At 59.9% G+C, this 16,666-nt stretch carries 12 protein-coding genes; 7 read left to right on the forward strand and 5 right to left on the reverse strand.

What is annotated here, in order from left to right; all coding sequences use genetic code 11:
• Positions 1–72: 72 nt before the first annotated feature.
• Positions 73–993, reverse strand: coding sequence for an inositol monophosphatase family protein (locus tag DYI20_RS08430; protein ID WP_158524636.1), 921 nt, complete (start codon positions 991–993; stop codon positions 73–75).
• Between the two features lie 98 nt (positions 994–1,091).
• Between DYI20_RS08430 and DYI20_RS08435 the strand changes: the two genes are divergently transcribed.
• Entirely contained in the window at positions 1,092–2,381 is a 1,290-nt protein-coding gene (locus DYI20_RS08435; protein WP_233492030.1) for an App1 family protein phosphatidate phosphatase, read from the forward strand.
• A gap of 50 nt (positions 2,382–2,431) precedes the next feature.
• Positions 2,432–2,914 (forward strand): acyl-CoA thioesterase, encoded by a 483-nt coding sequence (locus tag DYI20_RS08440; protein WP_110101373.1) that lies wholly within the window; start codon positions 2,432–2,434, stop codon positions 2,912–2,914.
• A 69-nt stretch (positions 2,915–2,983) separates the two neighbouring features.
• On the opposite strand, the gene gdhA is transcribed toward DYI20_RS08440, so the two are convergent.
• Complete coding sequence (gene gdhA / locus DYI20_RS08445) at positions 2,984–4,324, reverse strand: NADP-specific glutamate dehydrogenase (protein WP_122549292.1); 1,341 nt, start codon at positions 4,322–4,324, stop codon at positions 2,984–2,986.
• 249 nt (positions 4,325–4,573) lie between these two features.
• Here gdhA and DYI20_RS08450 point away from each other — a divergent pair, with 249 nt between their 5' ends.
• Entirely contained in the window at positions 4,574–5,920 is a 1,347-nt protein-coding gene (locus DYI20_RS08450; protein ID WP_147472546.1) for a cell division protein PerM, read from the forward strand.
• Positions 5,921–5,926: 6 nt separating this feature from the next.
• Here DYI20_RS08450 and DYI20_RS08455 read toward each other — a convergent pair whose 3' ends face one another.
• Positions 5,927–6,331 (reverse strand): hypothetical protein, encoded by a 405-nt coding sequence (locus tag DYI20_RS08455; protein WP_122549294.1) that lies wholly within the window; start codon positions 6,329–6,331, stop codon positions 5,927–5,929.
• Between the two features lie 160 nt (positions 6,332–6,491).
• On the opposite strand from DYI20_RS08455, the gene purN reads away from it, so the two are divergent.
• From purN to DYI20_RS08475, 4 genes are all read left to right on the forward strand, one after another.
• A complete protein-coding gene (purN, locus tag DYI20_RS08460) occupies positions 6,492–7,154 on the forward strand; it encodes a phosphoribosylglycinamide formyltransferase (RefSeq protein WP_122549295.1) in 663 nt (220 codons plus the stop codon).
• 65 nt (positions 7,155–7,219) lie between these two features.
• Positions 7,220–8,941: a bifunctional phosphoribosylaminoimidazolecarboxamide formyltransferase/IMP cyclohydrolase gene (purH, locus tag DYI20_RS08465; RefSeq protein ID WP_122549296.1), complete on the forward strand. Its 1,722-nt coding sequence runs from the start codon at positions 7,220–7,222 to the stop codon at positions 8,939–8,941.
• 325 nt (positions 8,942–9,266) lie between these two features.
• A complete protein-coding gene (gene mgtE, locus DYI20_RS08470) occupies positions 9,267–10,640 on the forward strand; it encodes a magnesium transporter (protein ID WP_122549297.1) in 1,374 nt (457 codons plus the stop codon).
• A 172-nt stretch (positions 10,641–10,812) separates the two neighbouring features.
• Entirely contained in the window at positions 10,813–13,038 is a 2,226-nt protein-coding gene (locus DYI20_RS08475; protein WP_122549302.1) for an NADP-dependent isocitrate dehydrogenase, read from the forward strand.
• Between the two features lie 99 nt (positions 13,039–13,137).
• Here DYI20_RS08475 and glsA read toward each other — a convergent pair whose 3' ends face one another.
• Together glsA and DYI20_RS08485 are read right to left on the reverse strand one after the other, a co-directional pair.
• Positions 13,138–15,084 carry a glutaminase A gene (gene glsA, locus DYI20_RS08480; RefSeq protein WP_122549298.1) on the reverse strand — a complete coding sequence of 649 codons (1,947 nt, stop codon included), beginning with the start codon at positions 15,082–15,084 and terminating at the stop codon, positions 13,138–13,140.
• Between the two features lie 95 nt (positions 15,085–15,179).
• Positions 15,180–16,172, reverse strand: a complete 993-nt coding sequence (locus DYI20_RS08485) for an NAD(P)-dependent oxidoreductase (RefSeq protein ID WP_122549299.1) — start codon at positions 16,170–16,172, stop codon at positions 15,180–15,182.
• Positions 16,173–16,666: the final 494 nt, after the last annotated feature.

Below are 16,666 nucleotides of genomic sequence, written 5' to 3' on the forward strand. Positions count from 1 at the left end.
CTCACTATTGTCTCCCATTTAGGTCATGAGGGGAATCGATGACGCGCCGAGGATCCGGTGATGCCCTGCTGATCATCGAGGTAGGTGCAGAATCCGCTCGAAGATCTCGCTGGCCGCAGCCGGGTCTCTGCCCGGTGCGAGCCCGAGGTAACACGGCGCCCTGTGCGCCGGACCGGACTCGGCAGGGGAGAACCAGCCGGGGCGGTAATGGCCACCGGCACACTGCAGAATCAGCTGTGCGGCCGCGATATCCCAGGGTTTGGTGTCCACCCCGATGACAAGGTCGAAAACTCCTTGGGCGGCTAAACACAATTCGAGTGCTCCGGAGACCATTCGGCGTACGGTGGAAAACTGGCAGACCGCCTGTCCAAAAATCTCCAACGCGGTGTGAGGAGTCGGTGGGCTAGCCTGCAAGATTTCGGCTGCCGGAAACGAGGTCACCAGATTGTAGTCCTGGAGCCGTTGCGGGCACGGACGTCGGACGCGGAGTTTGGAGTCGTTCACCCAGGCGGTGCCTGACTCGATATCGGCAGAGAACTCGAGGCCCATCGCCGGGGCAACGACTACTCCGGCGAGCACCTGGTCGTCGATCACCGCCGCGATGGAGATGGAATAGGTGTCGAGACCGTGGGCCAGGTTTGAGGTCCCGTCAATCGGATCGATGAGCCACACCACGGCATGGTCTGGTCGGGGCTCCAGCGCCGAGGTTCCAGTTGGGGAGTGCTCACCGAATTCTTCGCCAAAGATTTGTGAGGTCGGTAACCGCTCGTGCAAAAACTCCCTGAGGTGGATCTCCACAGCACGATCGAGGTCGGTGACCACATCGTGGTGGTTGGTTTTATGGGTAGTTCCCCACCGAACTGTTCCATCGTTAACCTGATGTTTGTTTGGTGGGTCTAAAACTCTCGTGGCAGAGCGTGCAGCCGCGAGCGCCAGCTGGCGCAAGGCTGAGGGTCCAGAGATCGTTGTGCTATGACGGGATGCAGTGGCCACGGTGTGTATCCTAGCCAGTTTTACATCATCCAACGGTTCAGGCAACGGCCACGCCCGTGTGGTCACAGCAGCATTAATAATGGGGGATACTAGAGAGCATGGGAAAAATCTTTCGCCGCGCCGGACGTCAGAGGGCCACATCGACCACATCATCACGGCGGGACACCTCGGCGCTTGCTCAGCGGAAGTTGGTTCAGGGGCGAAACTCTATCCGTGCTGCCGCGCAACACGATCGTCAGGACCCGGTGCCAGAACGCTTGGTGACCTGGGCTTATTACCGGTACCAAGGCATGCGCAAGAAACAAGCTCTCGACCGCGGAGATGTGCCGACTCTGCTACCGTTCATCGGATACGGTTCCACCAGCTGGGTCCGAGTCTTTGCACGAGTGTTGCTCGCCCGTGAGGACGCCTTCGAAGCTGGGCACCGGTTGACTAAAGTCGTTCAAGATGGAGTCCGCGGGTGGCGTAACTTCGTCTCCCCACCGCTGCCGTATGCAGAAGTCCACGTCGATATCGACGGTGTCACCCACACGGTGCGTGCTGATCGTAGTGGCGTGGTGGACACAGTGCTACCGGCCGCGCTCGACGAGGGATGGCAGTCGATCACCCTTCATGTAGCTGACGGTGACTCCGCTAATGCCGATATTTTCGTGATCTCCGACCAGGCCCGCTCCGGAGTGATGTGCGACGTCGACGACACCGTGGTGGTCACCGCCCTACCACGTCCGTTGTTGGCAGCCTGGAACTCCTTCGTTCTCGACGAACACGCTAGAACGCCCACTCCGGGGATGTCGGTGCTACTCAACCGGATCGTCGAAGCCGAAGCGAAGTCCCCGGTGTTCTATGTCTCTACCGGGGCATGGAACGTCGCCCAAACTCTCACGCGGTTCTTAGCGCGTAACCTCTACCCGTTCGGCCCACTGTTACTGACTAGCTGGGGGCCCACCGAACACCGCTGGTTCCGCTCCGGTGTGGAACATAAGGTTACGGCGCTGCGCAGACTGGCCGAGGACTTCCCGCATATTACGTGGATTTTGATCGGTGACGATGGGCAGCACGATCCCGAAATCTATGCCGATTTCGCCCGAGACTATCCGCACCAGGTACGCGCGATTGCGATCCGTCAGCTGACGCCTTCTGAAGCGCTCTTGGCTGGCGGTCGGGCTGAAGAAACCCGTTACTCGACGCCGGGCATCCCGTGGGTATACGGCCCTGATGGGGCCACATTGGAATTGCAACTAGAGCGTTTAGGTATCCTGGATCCCCAGTCCGAAACTGCCTCGCCGTTGGCCTGGCCGGCATCCATTCAGCAAAATGAGTCCAAGGCTGTCGCTGAGCTACAACAAGACTATCCGCGATTTACCCAAGATATTCCGCGGGAAGACTAATGAGTCAGTGGCGGGCTAGGTCAGCAGACACATTCGAGGAGGCCACCACCATGAGTCCGGTATCAACCAACAGCTCCCACGGTGTCAACACCACCGTGCAGATCCACCTGCGCTGGGGCGATATGGACGCCTATGGGCACGTCAATAACGTCCAAATCGTGCGTCTGATGGAAGAAGCCCGCGTGCTGGCTTTCGGAACTCCCTCGGGCACTGGAGCTCCCGAATCCGAAGACCAGCCGGAGGTGGCAGCCCCGATTGACTTGATTAGTTCCGTCCCCGAAGGCGTGCTGACCCTGATTTCCGAGCACACCGTGAGATATCGGCGACAACTGCCCTACCGACGCCAACCGGTCCCGGTCCGTCTGCAGATCACGAAGGTGAAGGCCGCCGCGATCGAGGTTGGCTATGAATTCATCGACCCGGTGACTGCCGAGGTGGCAGTGACCGCCAGCTCCACCATGGTCTTCGTTGATGCCGAGTCAGGACGACCAGTGCGGCTCAATGATGAACAGAAAGCGCGGTTGCACGGTTAGCGCGCCGGTGCCTCTGGGACGCCGAGACGGTGGTACCGGTCATGACCGGATGGGACGGGCTCGCCGAGTTTAAACAACACCTTGGGCCAGCATCGCGTCGGCGACCTTGGTGAAGCCAGCGATATTAGCGCCCATCACATAGTCACCGGGGACGCCGAAATCCTCGGCAGTAGCCACGCAACGATCGTGAATATCTGTCATGATCTGCTCGAGACGGTCGTGAGTGTAGCTGAAGCTCCAGCTGTCGCGCACCGCGTTCTGTTGCATTTCCAAAGCCGAAGTAGCCACACCGCCGGCATTGGCAGCCTTTCCCGGCCCGAACAATACTCCAGCTTCTTTGAAAGCTGCGGCGGCGTCGTGAGTACATGGCATATTCGCCCCCTCAGCCAGAGCCACCACGCCGTTTTTAATCAGGGTCTTGGCATTCTCTTCGGTTAGCTCATTCTGGGTAGCGCACGGTAGAGCGACGGTGACCGGAACATCCCACACCGAGCCAGAGGATTGATAGGTGGCCTTGCCACCGCGGCGGTCGGCGTAGTCTGAAATCCGGCCACGCTCAACTTCCTTGATCTGGCGCAACAGATCCAGGTCAATGCCGTCAGGGTCATGAACGTAGCCGGAAGAATCCGAGGCAGTCACCACGGTGGCTCCCAACTGGGTGGCCTTCTGGATGGCGTAAATGGCCACGTTGCCCGAACCGGAAACCGCAACGGTTTGGCCATCCATGGACTGGTTCTTGGTGTGCAACATCGAATCGGTGAACATCACCGCGCCGTACCCGGTAGCCTCGGTACGGGCCAAAGAACCACCCCAGGAGATGCCCTTACCGGTCAACGTGCCGGCCTCCCACTTATTGGTGATGCGCTTGTATTGGCCGAACAGATAGCCGATCTCACGGCCACCGACACCGATGTCTCCGGCAGGAACGTCGGTGTACTCACCGATGTGTCGGTACAGCTCGGTCATGAACGATTGGCAGAAGCGCATGATTTCATCTTCGCTTCGTCCGGCCGGATTGAAGTCAGATCCGCCCTTACCGCCGCCGATCGGCATACCGGTCAATGCGTTCTTGAAGATCTGCTCAAAGCCGAGGAATTTCACGATTCCTAGATACAGCGAGGGGTGGAAACGTAGACCGCCTTTATAAGGGCCGAGTGCGGAGTTGAATTCCACCCGGAAGCCACGGTTGATGTGGACGTTGCCGTCATCGTCGAGCCACGGCACCCGGAAAATAATCTGGCGCTCAGGCTCACACATCCGTTGCAAAATGGATTGTTCAGCGTATTCGGGATGGCGCTTCATGACCGGGGACAGCGTCTCGAAGATCTCGGTGACCGCCTGGTGGAATTCCGATTCGCCGGGATTGCGACGGAGAACTTCTTCGTGGACTTTCTCTAATGCTGCATCCATATCAGGCAACCTCTTTTATCTTTGGAGTCATAGATCATTCGGTGAGGCTGCCTCCGAAAGTAGGGTACGGCTGCACCCTCTCGGGGAGACAGCCGTTGTCTACCACGTATCACCATAACACCTTGAGGCGACAAAGGAAAATACCAGTTGCCATTATCTCGCAACATTTACCTTCAGCGGGTTCGGAAGTCTTTCGCTCCGAGACAGTAAATCCCCAGATCGAGCGTCGATAATGGCACCATAGGGAATGTGCCAGACAAAACTTCCCCCCAGCCTTCCCACGGGGTTCGTCCCCTGCCGATGCCGTTGTGGCTTCAAGGCGTGATCGAATCCTGTGCTGCAGCTCTGATGGGTATCGCCGGGCTTGCCGTGCTCCTGATTGGGATGTGGCTCTTTGGAGCCTGGGCCAATATGGATCTACTGGCGGTGGGACAGCTTGCTGGCGTGTTGTGGCTGGCCGGTCAAGGAACCCCGGTAGCACTGTCGGTTCCCCAACCTGGGACCGAAGAGATCATGTCGGGAACTCTGTGGTTCCTCCCGCTGGGCCTGACCGCGATCCTGCTGTATCTCACCACGCGCGTCGGGCACCGACTGGCTCGAGCCAGCGAGGCTCGCAAACTCTGGCAGGCGCTGATCCCCGCGGTACTGGCCTACGGGCTGTTCGCTTTTGGGCTTTCCTCACTGATTTCTGTTGAGCGCATCCACGTTCCCCCGGCGGGCGTGCTGGCACCCCTTGGGATCTTTGGACTCGGTATTGTGCTCGGGCTGCGCCGACGCTACGGTAGCTGGCGTTTTCTGGGGACCGAGGCGATCGGCACCTGGATGAGTGCCCGTTCCCAGCAGGTGCGCTGGATGTTGAGCTTCCTGGCCTCGATGGTCAAAGCTGCCACCGTGGGAATCCTGGCCGCAGTGGCCAGCGCGGCAGTACTGACCGTCGTGCTCATCGGAGTGCAGTGGGCGCCGATTACCGAGGTCTATCAACGTTTAGGTACCGGAATATGGGGTGGCCTGGCGCTGACCCTGTTGCAGGTGGCGCTGTTACCGAACCTGGTGCTGTGGGTGTTGTCGTGGATGACCGGTATTGGATTCAGCCTGGGCACCGGCTCACTGATCGCCCCAGCCGGAACGATTCTTGGCCCGCAACCGGCCATACCGTTACTGGCTGCCATTCCACCGGAGTCTTCCTTGGCCGATACGTGGTGGGTGCTGTTGATCCCGGTGGCCTGCGGCATCGTCGCCGGTGTGTGGCTCTTCCGTGACGGGGAAAATCACGTAGAAGATTGGATCACTCAACGGGTTGGCCACCCCATCGTCGCGCCCGCGCTGGCCACCCTGACGACTGGGGTCATCTTGGCTGCGATCGTCGCGGTGGTCATGATGTTGGTATGGTGGCTGTCCTCAGGGTCCTGGGGCTTCGGCAAATTTGACGAGGTCGGCCCCACCGCATGGCTCAGCGGGTTGACCCTGGGCGGCGAAGTTGGGGTCGGGGCCATGCTGGGCTATGTGCTGGCTCCGCTGGTTGACGCTCCGCTGTACTCCAGTACGACAGACCAGGCCCAGCCAACGGTCACATCAGGATCGGCTGACCCCGACTGAGTGCTACTACTCAGTCAGTCTGAGCTGCTGAAGGATATCGGAGTATTGCTGATCGCACTCACTGACCGCAGTGTGGGTGATCGCCGAGTGCAAGCATTGTTCATAGTCCTGGGTGGGGGCCCACAAGACCATCTGCGCAACCGCAATGGCGGTAAACAGGACACAACCCAGTGCTCCGGCAGTGCCTGCTAACCAGGTCAGCATGGTGGTTTTGACCTGAGTGGCACCTCGGAATAACACGACCGCAACCACGACACCAGCAATCCCAAAGATCGGGGTGACGACTTTATACGGCAGAGGTAACACCGACCCGGCGTAGGTGGCGATCAACGCGGCCAACAACCAGAGCACCAGCTGACTCAGCGATCCGGTGCGAGAACTGGTCGATGAGGCCGAGGTCTTATTCGACACGATCCTGGTGGTCCTCTATTCCGTCGTTGGGGTGATGTCCAGAACACCATCCTAGCCAGAGGTAGCCACTCTTTGCGTCGGGCCTCGCGTTAGAGTTAAGGCCGGTCATGATCGTCTGGCTCGCATCCAGCTCACCTCTGGCGGAAGGATCCCCCATACTATGCGCGTTGTTGTATTGCTATCTGGCTCCGGTTCCAATTTTCAGGCGGTGCTCGACGCGGTTCAGGCCGGGCGCCTGGCGATCGAAATCGTTGCGGTGGGGTCTGATACCGCCGAGGCCTATGGTCTGCGTCGTGCCGACGCAGCCGAGCTGGAGACCTTCGTGGTCGACTGGACCAATTATCACAACCGCACCGAGTGGACGAAGGCGCTACTGACCGTGGTGGATAGCTATGCACCCGATCTGGTTGTCTCTTCTGGTCTGATGCGGGTGGTCGGTGAAGAATTTGTCCGGGCCTACCACGGTCGATTTATCAACACTCATCCGGCGTTACTACCGAGCTTTCCCGGAGCCCACGCGGTCCGGGACGCCCTACAGGCCGGGGTCATCACCACCGGTGCCACCGTGCACCTGGTGGATGCCGGGGTGGACACCGGCCCGATCATTGCTCAGACCGAGGTCGAGGTCACCGCAGATGATGACCAGGACAGTCTGCACAAACGCATCAAAGTCGTTGAACGAGACATGCTGATTGACACCCTGGCCGCCGTGGCTGCGGGGCACACGGCGCTGGAACTGGCCGAACAATTTGCCCAGAAGCGACGGGGCCGCGCCGGTGCGGACGCTACTGAGGCATCAAAAGAACACTCGAGTCCAGACTAGACTTGAACTGTGAATGGAGCGCTGGCCCGTTCACGCCAAATGTATTTTCGAGTGACCGCGAACCGATGGTAGGAGTAGCTGGCGTGGCAGAATCCACAGATAAAATCCCGTTCAAACGTGCACTGATTTCGGTTTACGACAAAACCGGTCTTCAGGATCTAGCTCGCGGTCTAGCTGATGCCGGTGTGCAGATTGTCTCGACCGGGTCGACTGCCAAAACCATTGCGTCCACTGGGGTGGATGTTACCGAGGTCGCAGATATTACCGGGTTCCCCGAAGTGCTTGACGGGCGGGTGAAAACTCTGCACCCGCGCATTCACGCCGGCATTCTGGCTGATCGCCGCCTGGAATCGCACCGGGCCCAGCTGGACGAACACCACATCGAACCTTTTGACCTGGTCATCGTCAACCTCTATCCCTTCGTCGAAACCGTTGGTTCTGGCGCGGGGGAAGACGACGTGATTGAAAAGATCGACATCGGTGGGCCCTCCATGGTTCGGGCGGCAGCGAAGAACCACCCCTCTATCGCGGTGGTCGTCGACCCGCGCTCCTATCAAGACGTTGTCACCGCAGCCCAGCAGGGTGGTTTCGACTTGGCCACTCGCAAGCGACTGGCCTCGTTGGCTTTTGCGCATACTGCCGCTTACGACAACGCGGTGGCGGCTTGGACTGCCGCGCAATTCGGTGAAGCTCCCGAGCAGGAATCCACGGTCAGCCAGCTTCCGCCCTACGTTGGGGTATCGCTGAGCCGTGCCGAATCGTTGCGCTATGGTGAAAATCCCCACCAGCCCGCTGCCCTGTATGTCGAGGATGGGGCCAGTACCGGTATCGCCCAAGCGCAGCTGCTGCATGGCAAGCCGATGAGCTACAACAACTATGTGGATGCCGACGCCGCGGTGCGCGCCGCGTTCGACTTCAGCGATCCGGCCGTGGCCATCATTAAGCACGCCAACCCCTGCGGTCTGGCCGTCGGGGACGCACATGCCACCGACCCGATCGCTGATGCTCACGCTAAAGCTCACGCCACGGACCCGGTTTCTGCTTTCGGGGGAGTGATCGCGGCGAACCGTGAGATCACCGCGACGTTCGCCACCCAGGTCAAGGACATTTTTACCGAAGTGATGGTGGCCCCCAGTTTCTCGGCCGAGGCGGTTGAGATCCTCTCGGCGAAGAAGAACCTGCGCCTGCTCGAATTGCCCGCAGGCTTTCACCGCGACTCCGTGGAGTATAAGCAGGTCTCCGGGGGCATGTTGTTACAGGTCGCCGACACCTTCCAGTCTCAGGGCGACAACCCTGCCGACTGGGAACTGGTTTCGGGCGAGCCCGCCGATGAAACCACCCTGGCCGATCTGGCTTTTGCTTGGAAAGCCGTGCGCGCGGCTAAATCCAACGCCATTTTGTTGGCCCATCAGCAGGCAGCCGTGGGTATCGGGATGGGCCAGGTCAACCGCCTGGACTCCTGCCGGTTAGCCATCGAACGTGCCAACACCCTCGGTATGGCAACCACCGGAGCTCAACAGACCGGCACCAACGATCAGGTGAGATCGGTCGGAGGCGCTAGCAACCCGACCTCGACCGAGCAGGCCCCGGTGCGCGCTCGCGGTTCGGTAGCAGCCTCGGATGCGTTCTTTCCCTTCCCCGACGGGCTCCAAATCCTCATCGATGCTGGGGTGCGTGCCGTGGTGCAACCCGGTGGCTCCATCCGAGACGAGGACGTTATCGCCACAGCGCGCCAGGCGGGGATCACGATGTACCTGACCCATTCCCGACACTTCTACCACGGCTAAGCACGGCTGTAATCATTCAGGTGGTGCCAACTGACCGCAGGCTGGCAAAGTTTGAAGTTGGTCTCTGCGGTCGGCTAGTGTTAGTGACCGTTCAGCCAGCGCCTGAGCGACACAGCCTCATCACTCAGCTCTTTCAGATAATCCCGCGTAGCCACCGGCGTCTCCGGGGTCACCGTGACTCCTTCACGGTGTTGACCGACGTTGAGCTCAGGTGTTGCTGTGTCCCCACGGTGCCGGCGCGTTTGCAACGACTCCACCCTGGGCCGCACTCCCGGTCCGGACGGTGGCCGGTCGTGGCCTGATCTGGGGAACTGGAGGCGGGATCATGTCGAAACAGCAGACCACGATCTACGACGTGGAGGCACTGGAAGAGTCCATCCAAGACCACCTCAAAGAAGATCGACTGGCTGAAGCCACCGTCGAGCTACGACGGTTACGCCCCTCTGATCTGGAGCGGTTCCTGGACCGGACCTCTCGCACGATGTTGCCGGTGGCCTTCCGCCTGCTGGATAAAGACGCAGCCGTGACCGTGTTTGAGACCATGGAGCCGCAGTTGCAGTCGGATCTCATTGACGGGTTGCAAACCAGCCGGGTGCAGGAAATTTTCGGGGAACTGGAATCGACCTCCCAGGCTCGGCTCCTCGATGAGGTGCCCGCCGAGGTCGCCCAACGGTTGCTGTCCGGACTCTCGGCTGCCGATCGCAATCAAGCCGGGCGCGTGCTCGGGTACCCCGAAGACGCGGTGGGTCGACGCCTGACCCCCATCACGGTCGAGCTCAGTGCCCACATGAGTGCCACCGAAGCCCTGCAAGCTGTGCGAGCCGCTGACGTCGATGCCGACGATGAAAATGAGCTCGCCACCCTGCCGGTCGCCTCCTCCACGCACAAGGTCCTGGGCTTGGTCGACCTGACCCGCCTCGTGCGGGCTGAGCCGGATACCTTGGTCCGCGACATCATGCACGACACCGATACGGTCAATGCGACCGAAGAAGCCGAAGTGGCCGCGCGGATGGCTGTGCACCACCGAGTGCAAGCGGTGCCTGTGGTCGACGACGCCGAACGGCTCATCGGTATGCTGCTGGTTGATGATGCCCAGCGTATTCTGGAAGAAGAAGAGTCCGAAGATACCTATCGTTCCGGTGGTGCCGAACCTCTGGGCCAGCCGTATCTGACCACTTCGATCATGCAACTGGTCAAGTCCCGCATCGTCTGGCTGCTGGTGCTGGCGATCGGCGCAACACTGACCGTGCAGGTATTGCAGGTCTTTGAAGAGATGCTTGCGGTCATGGTGGTGCTGACCTTGTTCATTCCGTTGCTGACTGGCACCGGTGGAAATACCGGTAACCAGGCGGCCACCACCGTTACCCGTGCCATCGCCCTGGGCCAAGTGACGCCCCGAGACGTCTGGCGGGTCATCGGTCGAGAAGCACTGGTGGGTTGCACCCTGGGCGCCTGTTTAGGTGTCCTCGGGTTTGTGATTACCGGACTGATCTTCGGGTGGGATATTGGCACAGTGATCGGACTGACACTGCTGGCGATCTGCACGGTGGCTGCTACGGTGGGCTCGATGATGCCGCTCATCGCGTCCAAGATCGGTGTGGACCCGGCGGTGTTCTCCAACCCATTTATCTCCACGGTGGTGGACGCTCTGGGGCTGATCATCTACTTTATGGTCGCCCAGTCCGTTCTGGGGCTCTAAGCTCTGCGCCAGATCTGCCGGCAACTGCCTTTACCTATCGACCCATGACTCCGGTAGATTAAGAAAGAACCTGTGTTGGTCGACGGTGTTCGCACCGTTGGTCGGTGTGCTTTAGGGCGCACCCATGAGAAATCCGAGACGGATGAGCATCCACGAGGAGATTGGTACACCCATGTCCAAGATTATCTATACTCACACCGATGAGGCCCCCATGCTCGCCACAGCATCGCTGTTGCCGATCGTGAGGGCTTTTGCATCCACCGCCGGTGTTGAGCTGGAGACGCGCGATATCTCCCTGGCCGGACGTGTGCTGGCTGCTTTCAACGACGTCCTGCCCGAGGAACAGCGCACCAATGATGCGTTGGGCGAACTGGGTGAATTGGTCAAAGAACCCGAAGCAAACGTCATCAAGCTTCCTAATATCTCCGCCTCCGTCCCGCAGCTGGTGGCCACCATCAAAGAACTGCAACAGGCCGGCTACGAGTTGCCGGACTACCCTGACGAGCCTGCCACCGAGGAACAGAAGGATGCTCGGGCCCGCTATGACTCGGTCAAGGGGTCGGCGGTTAACCCGGTGTTGCGCGAAGGAAATTCGGACCGTCGCGCCCCGCGGGCGGTCAAAAACTTCGCCAAGAAGCACCCGCATTCCATGGGGGAGTGGTCTGCGGACTCCCAGACCAACGTGGCCACCATGCACGACCATGACTTCGTCTCCAATGAGCAATCGGTGACCATGGATTCCGACGATGTGCTCACCATTCGGCATACCGACGCTGACGGCAATGTCACCATCCTGAAAGACGAGCTCAAAGTCCTCAAGGGCGAGATTGTGGATGCCACCTTCATGTCGGCCCGTGCCCTGGATGACTTTTTGGCAGAACAGGTTGCCAAAGCCAAAGAGCAGGGCGTGCTGTTCTCCGCTCACCTGAAAGCCACCATGATGAAGGTCTCCGACCCGGTGATCTTCTCCCACGTGGTTAAGGCCTACTTCCCGGAGTTGTTTGAAAAATATGGTGACCAGCTGGCCGCTGCCGGGCTATCGGCCACCAACGGGCTGGCTTCGATCGAAAACGGTTTGGACCAGCTGGACGACCAGACCGCTGAAGGCATCAAACAGGCGATTGCTGATGGCTACGCCAACGGCCCGGATTTGGCCATGGTCAATTCGCATAAGGGCATCACCAATCTCCACGTTCCCTCGGATGTGATCATCGATGCCTCCATGCCGGCGATGATTCGCACCGGCGGCCAGATGTGGAATAAGAACGATGAAACCCAGGACACCTTGGCTGTGATCCCGGATTCCTCCTATGCTGGCGTTTACCAGACCGTGATTGACGACTGCCGTGCCAACGGCGCCTACGATCCGACCACCATGGGCACCGTGCCCAATGTGGGGCTGATGGCACAGAAGGCTGAAGAGTACGGCTCTCACGACAAGACCTTTATCCAGGACACGGCCGGCATCGTGGAGATCATCAATTCGGACGGGAATGTATTAACGAGCCACCAGGTGGAAGCACATGACATCTGGCGGGCCTGCCAGACCAAGGACATCCCGGTGCGCAACTGGGTTAAGCTTGCAGTCACCCGCGCCCGGGCCTCGAAGACTCCGGCGGTCTTCTGGTTGGACGCTGAGCGCGCTCACGATGCGCAGCTGATTGCCAAAGTCAAAGAGTACCTACCCGAAAATGACACCGACGGACTGGATTTGCGCATCCTGGCACCCGAAGAGGCCACGCGGTTCACCCTGGAGCGGATCCGTGCCGGTGAAGATACCATTTCGGTAACCGGTAACGTGCTACGCGACTACCTCACCGACCTGTTTCCCATCCTGGAGCTGGGTACCTCGGCGAAGATGCTCTCGATTGTTCCACTGATTAATGGTGGCGGGCTCTTCGAGACCGGTGCCGGCGGATCGGCTCCCAAGCACGTCCAACAGTTCGTGGAAGAAAACCACCTGCGCTGGGATTCACTGGGTGAATTCTTGGCCCTGGCCGTCTCCTTCGAACACCTGGCCCAGTCCTTCGACAACTCCCGCGCCCAGGTGCTCGGCGATACTCTGGATGCCGCCACCGGTACCTTCTTGGAAGAAGGGCGTTCCCCGTCCCGTCGAGCCGGGGAGATTGACAACCGTGGCTCCCACTTCTATCTGGCGCTGTACTGGGCTGAAGAACTGGCAGCCCAGACCGATGACCAGCCGCTGGCTGATGCCATGAAGGATGTCGCTTCCCAGCTACGGGCCAAAGAAGACCAGATTATGGAAGAACTCAATAGCGTCCAGGGTGAGCCGGTGGATATCGCCGGATACTACTACCCCTCGGTGGAGAAGATTTCTGCTGCTATGCGTCCCTCCGAAACGCTCAACAGCATTATCTCCAGCCTCGACCAGCGCTAAAAAATTGACGACCCGGGTCAGAATCGGCCGGTTCCTGCTTTCAAAGCGGGCACCGGCCGATGGTGGGTCGGTGGCCTGGCGCCGAGTACGCTGCCGGCGCTAGTCAGCGAATTCCTCACGAGCGCCGGCCTCGCGGGCTGACTGTTCCAGTACCGTGTAGGCCTCACGTGTCAAAGCGGTCCACAGCTTGATCGCCAGGTTCGGATCGGTTTCTTCCACCGATGCGATCATCTGGGCGGTGAGCACCAAACACACCACGTCGTCCACGGCACGAATCGTGGAGACCTGACGCCCGCTACGACCCAGGGCGATCTCCCCGAAAGTGGTACCGGGGGAGAGATAGGTCTGCCGATACCGGGCACCACCGGAACCGTGGGAGGTGGTTTCTACCCGCCCGGAGCGGATGAAGTAGATGCCGCCGAAAGGCTGGCCGGCACGTCGGATAATCTCCCCGGCTTTGTACTTGCGCCGTTCCATGATCGCAGCCAGCACATCCACGTCGCGATCGTCGAGGAACTCGAATAACGGAGCTGATTCTGGTTCTTCGCTCGAAGCGGGCAGATTGTCCTGTGCGTACCGTTGCGCCAGTCGGTGTTCGGCCCATTCCAGCGCTGCCGCACGGTTCTCGAACAGGCGGAAAGTGCCCTGAACTTCGGCGTTCGAGGATGCGGACCGGGGGCCATCGGAGAGTACCAACTCGCCTTCCGAGGCAGCCTTGGCCTTCTCCCGCGGGTCTTCGACTTCCAGCCCCTCGGTGCTGTTGACGAAGTCCATAATATGATCCACCAGCCGGTCTTCGTGATCGATAATTGCCAGGTCTCGGTTATCTGCATTGAGCTTGGAAGCCAGGGAGGCTAAGACGCGAATCGCGGAACGACCGAACTCATCGATCCCGTTGAGATCGATCATGATGGTCGAGACGTCGTCGTCGAATTCCACGATGCTACGCTGCAATGCTTCGGTTTCGGCAAAGCCCAGATCGCCAGAGATTTCCAAAATCTGGCATCGGTGGCCATAGGCTGAAACCGCCCGGGACAGGTCGGTGGAGCGGATGACACCTGAGAAAGCATCGGCCAGGGAGTAGTGGGCACGCAGGGTAGACCGGCCCAGTGGTGGGGCATCGGCGTAGTGCAGGCCCAGATCACTGGTGATCCGTGCAATGGCGGCGGCCCCGCGCACTGAGGTGCCGTGTTCGTCCAGTGGGGGAGAGAACACCCCGATGCCCAGCTGTCCGGGAAGCACCACCATGATGCCTCCATCAACCCCGGACTTTGCCGGCAGTCCCACGTCAATGGCCCAGTTACCGGCCGAATCGTACATACCGCACGTGTTCATGACCGACACCACCTGACGTACTGTTTCAGGCGTGAAGACCTGACGGCCGGTGACCGGGTTTTCACCGCGTCGTGCCAGGGTAGCGGCCATCATGGACAGCTCAGCACTGGTGAGTCCGACCGCACATTGCCGGAAATAGTCGTCCACGATGGGTTGGGGGTCTGATTCGATGATGTCGAAGGAACGTAGTAACCAGGCCAGTGCCCGGTTACGGTGGCCGTGCTTATTCTCCGCCCGATAAATCTGCTCCATGATCTTCAGTTCCCGGTCGCATCCGGCTGAGGCTTCCTCGAACGCGTGCATGAGACGTCCGATGCGATTACGACCACCGCGACCTTTAATCAGCCCGACGGTGGCGATCGCCCCGGCATTAATCATGGGATTATCTGGGCGTCCCGTCCCGGACTGCAGAGAGATTTCGTTGAACGAGTCCCCGGAGGGTTCCACATCGACCTTTTCCCCGACTTTCTGGGGGCCCAAATCGTCCAGGGCCAGCGCGTAGGCAAAGACCTTGGCGATGGACTGGATGGCGAAGCGCTGATCCACATCGCCGGCCGAGTACTGTTGGCCGTTGACCGTGGTCAGCGTGATGCTGAGATGGTCTGGATTTGGGTTGGCCACTGATTCGGTTACGGGATTGACCGCGCCATGGCGCATCGGACGCAAGTCGGTGACGAGCTGCTCCAAATAATCCTGCAGAGGAGAACGCATGATGAGCGACAGACTTCTTTCTCCCGCGCATCACGCGCGGGCCTCGTCGAGTGAATGGGCGAAGATGGGATCGGGGGGGGAGACGGTGAGAGAACTTAGTAACCCGCGTCGAGATCGACCCGCCCCTGCAGGTCGGCCTCAGCCAGGTCACGATGGCGTAGAGCTTCGATGAGATTGTGCTGGATCCGCTCGTCCAACAGCGGAATGCACATTTCTGCGGTATCGGCCGAGTGTGGGGTGATGATCACGTTGGGTGTTGACCACAGCGGGTGGCCATCGGGGAGTGGCTCCGGGTCGGTGACATCCAGGCCGGCAGCCGAAATCTCCCCGGTTGTCAGGGCCTTGAGTAGATCGTCGGTGACGACCAGGCTCCCGCGCGCCACATTGACCAGCACCGCTGAGGACTTCATGACAGCAAACTCTCGGGCCGAGAACATCCCGGCGGTTTGATCTGTGGCAGCAGCTGCCAGGACGACGACGTCAGCGTCGGTGATGGCCTCGTGCAGATGCTGTTGAGTCAAAGTCCGGTAGGCGCCTGGGACCTCGGCTTCGGTCCGGCGCACCACAGTGATCTTCGTATCCCAGGTGGAGAATAATCGCACGAGTTCTCGGCCGATGCCACCACCACCGATAATGGCGATATGGCAACCGTCCAAGGTGGTTCCTTTGGGCTGGCCCCAGCTAGTGGCACGAAGGCGTTCGGGCAGGTGGCGCAATAATGCCAAGGTTAGCGCCAAACCATGCTCGGCCACCGGTGGGGCGTAGCTACCGGCCGCCGAGGTGTAGGTGATCTCGGGGGCCTGACGAATCACCGGTAAAAGTGGCTCGATTCCGGCGAAGGGGAATTGGACCCAGCGAAGGTGCGGGTTCTGCTCCAGCGCGGTGCGTAATGTCGTCGGGGAAATGGTTTGGACAATGACCAGTAGCGTCGCGGTGCCCTCGGACTGCTCGACTCGCGGGATGCCGTGCTCATGGGCCAACTGCTCGGTGACCCGGTGCGCCTGGTCGTACCGGGTACCGCGTCGGTCCTCGTCACTGGGCAAGATCAACAGGCGATCTGTCGTCTGCGCGCTACTGTGCTGTGTCATGATTCTATCGTTGCATATCAGGCTCCCTGATGTCAGGGACTCTGCGGCAAGCAGAGACCAGATTGCAGGTGTGGTGGCGAGCGCTGACCACGTAGTGGTGGAAGCCGAGGTGGGGATGACCAGAAAAAACTCACCCGCGAGTGTCGATGAGCCCGAGATCTGTATTAGAAGTCGGGACCCTATCCTTCTCTGGTAGAGCTCGGCGAGGTTGCCTTGGCCCACCGCGCCAACGAATCGGAAGCTTTGACTGAACTAATTGCGCTGGTCCGGAGCTTGGTTAAGAGTCACTCATGTATGTGCTGGTGTAATGTGGCTCTTCGTAATTGAGGGTGTGGATCAGTGATTCCAGGACACGGCGTGGCGCTGTCCGGATAGACGTCGAGGTCTTCCGATGATGGAAGTTCTTACACAGTCCATCCGAAAGACCTCGACGTGTCCAAGCTTACTTTATCATCTCCTGATCTCACGACGTTCTGCCGGCTCGACTCCCTTGA

Source organism: Auritidibacter ignavus (assembly GCF_003703835.1).
Classification (GTDB): Bacteria; Actinomycetota; Actinomycetes; order Actinomycetales; family Micrococcaceae; genus Auritidibacter; species Auritidibacter ignavus.

Excerpts from the sequence above, each read along its gene's own strand:
- DYI20_RS08475 (WP_122549302.1), top strand. The coding sequence starts at position 10,813 with ATGTCCAAGATTATCTATACTCACACCGATGAGGCCCCCATGCTCGCC.
- purN (WP_122549295.1), top strand. The coding sequence starts at position 6,492 with ATGCGCGTTGTTGTATTGCTATCTGGCTCCGGTTCCAATTTTCAGGCG.
- gdhA (WP_122549292.1), bottom strand. The coding sequence starts at position 4,324 with ATGGATGCAGCATTAGAGAAAGTCCACGAAGAAGTTCTCCGTCGCAAT.
- DYI20_RS08440 (WP_110101373.1), top strand. The coding sequence starts at position 2,432 with ATGAGTCCGGTATCAACCAACAGCTCCCACGGTGTCAACACCACCGTG.
- DYI20_RS08485 (WP_122549299.1), bottom strand. The coding sequence starts at position 16,172 with ATGACACAGCACAGTAGCGCGCAGACGACAGATCGCCTGTTGATCTTG.
- DYI20_RS08435 (WP_233492030.1), top strand. The coding sequence starts at position 1,092 with ATGGGAAAAATCTTTCGCCGCGCCGGACGTCAGAGGGCCACATCGACC.
- mgtE (WP_122549297.1), top strand. The coding sequence starts at position 9,267 with ATGTCGAAACAGCAGACCACGATCTACGACGTGGAGGCACTGGAAGAG.
- glsA (WP_122549298.1), bottom strand. The coding sequence starts at position 15,084 with ATGCGTTCTCCTCTGCAGGATTATTTGGAGCAGCTCGTCACCGACTTG.
- purH (WP_122549296.1), top strand. The coding sequence starts at position 7,220 with ATGGTAGGAGTAGCTGGCGTGGCAGAATCCACAGATAAAATCCCGTTC.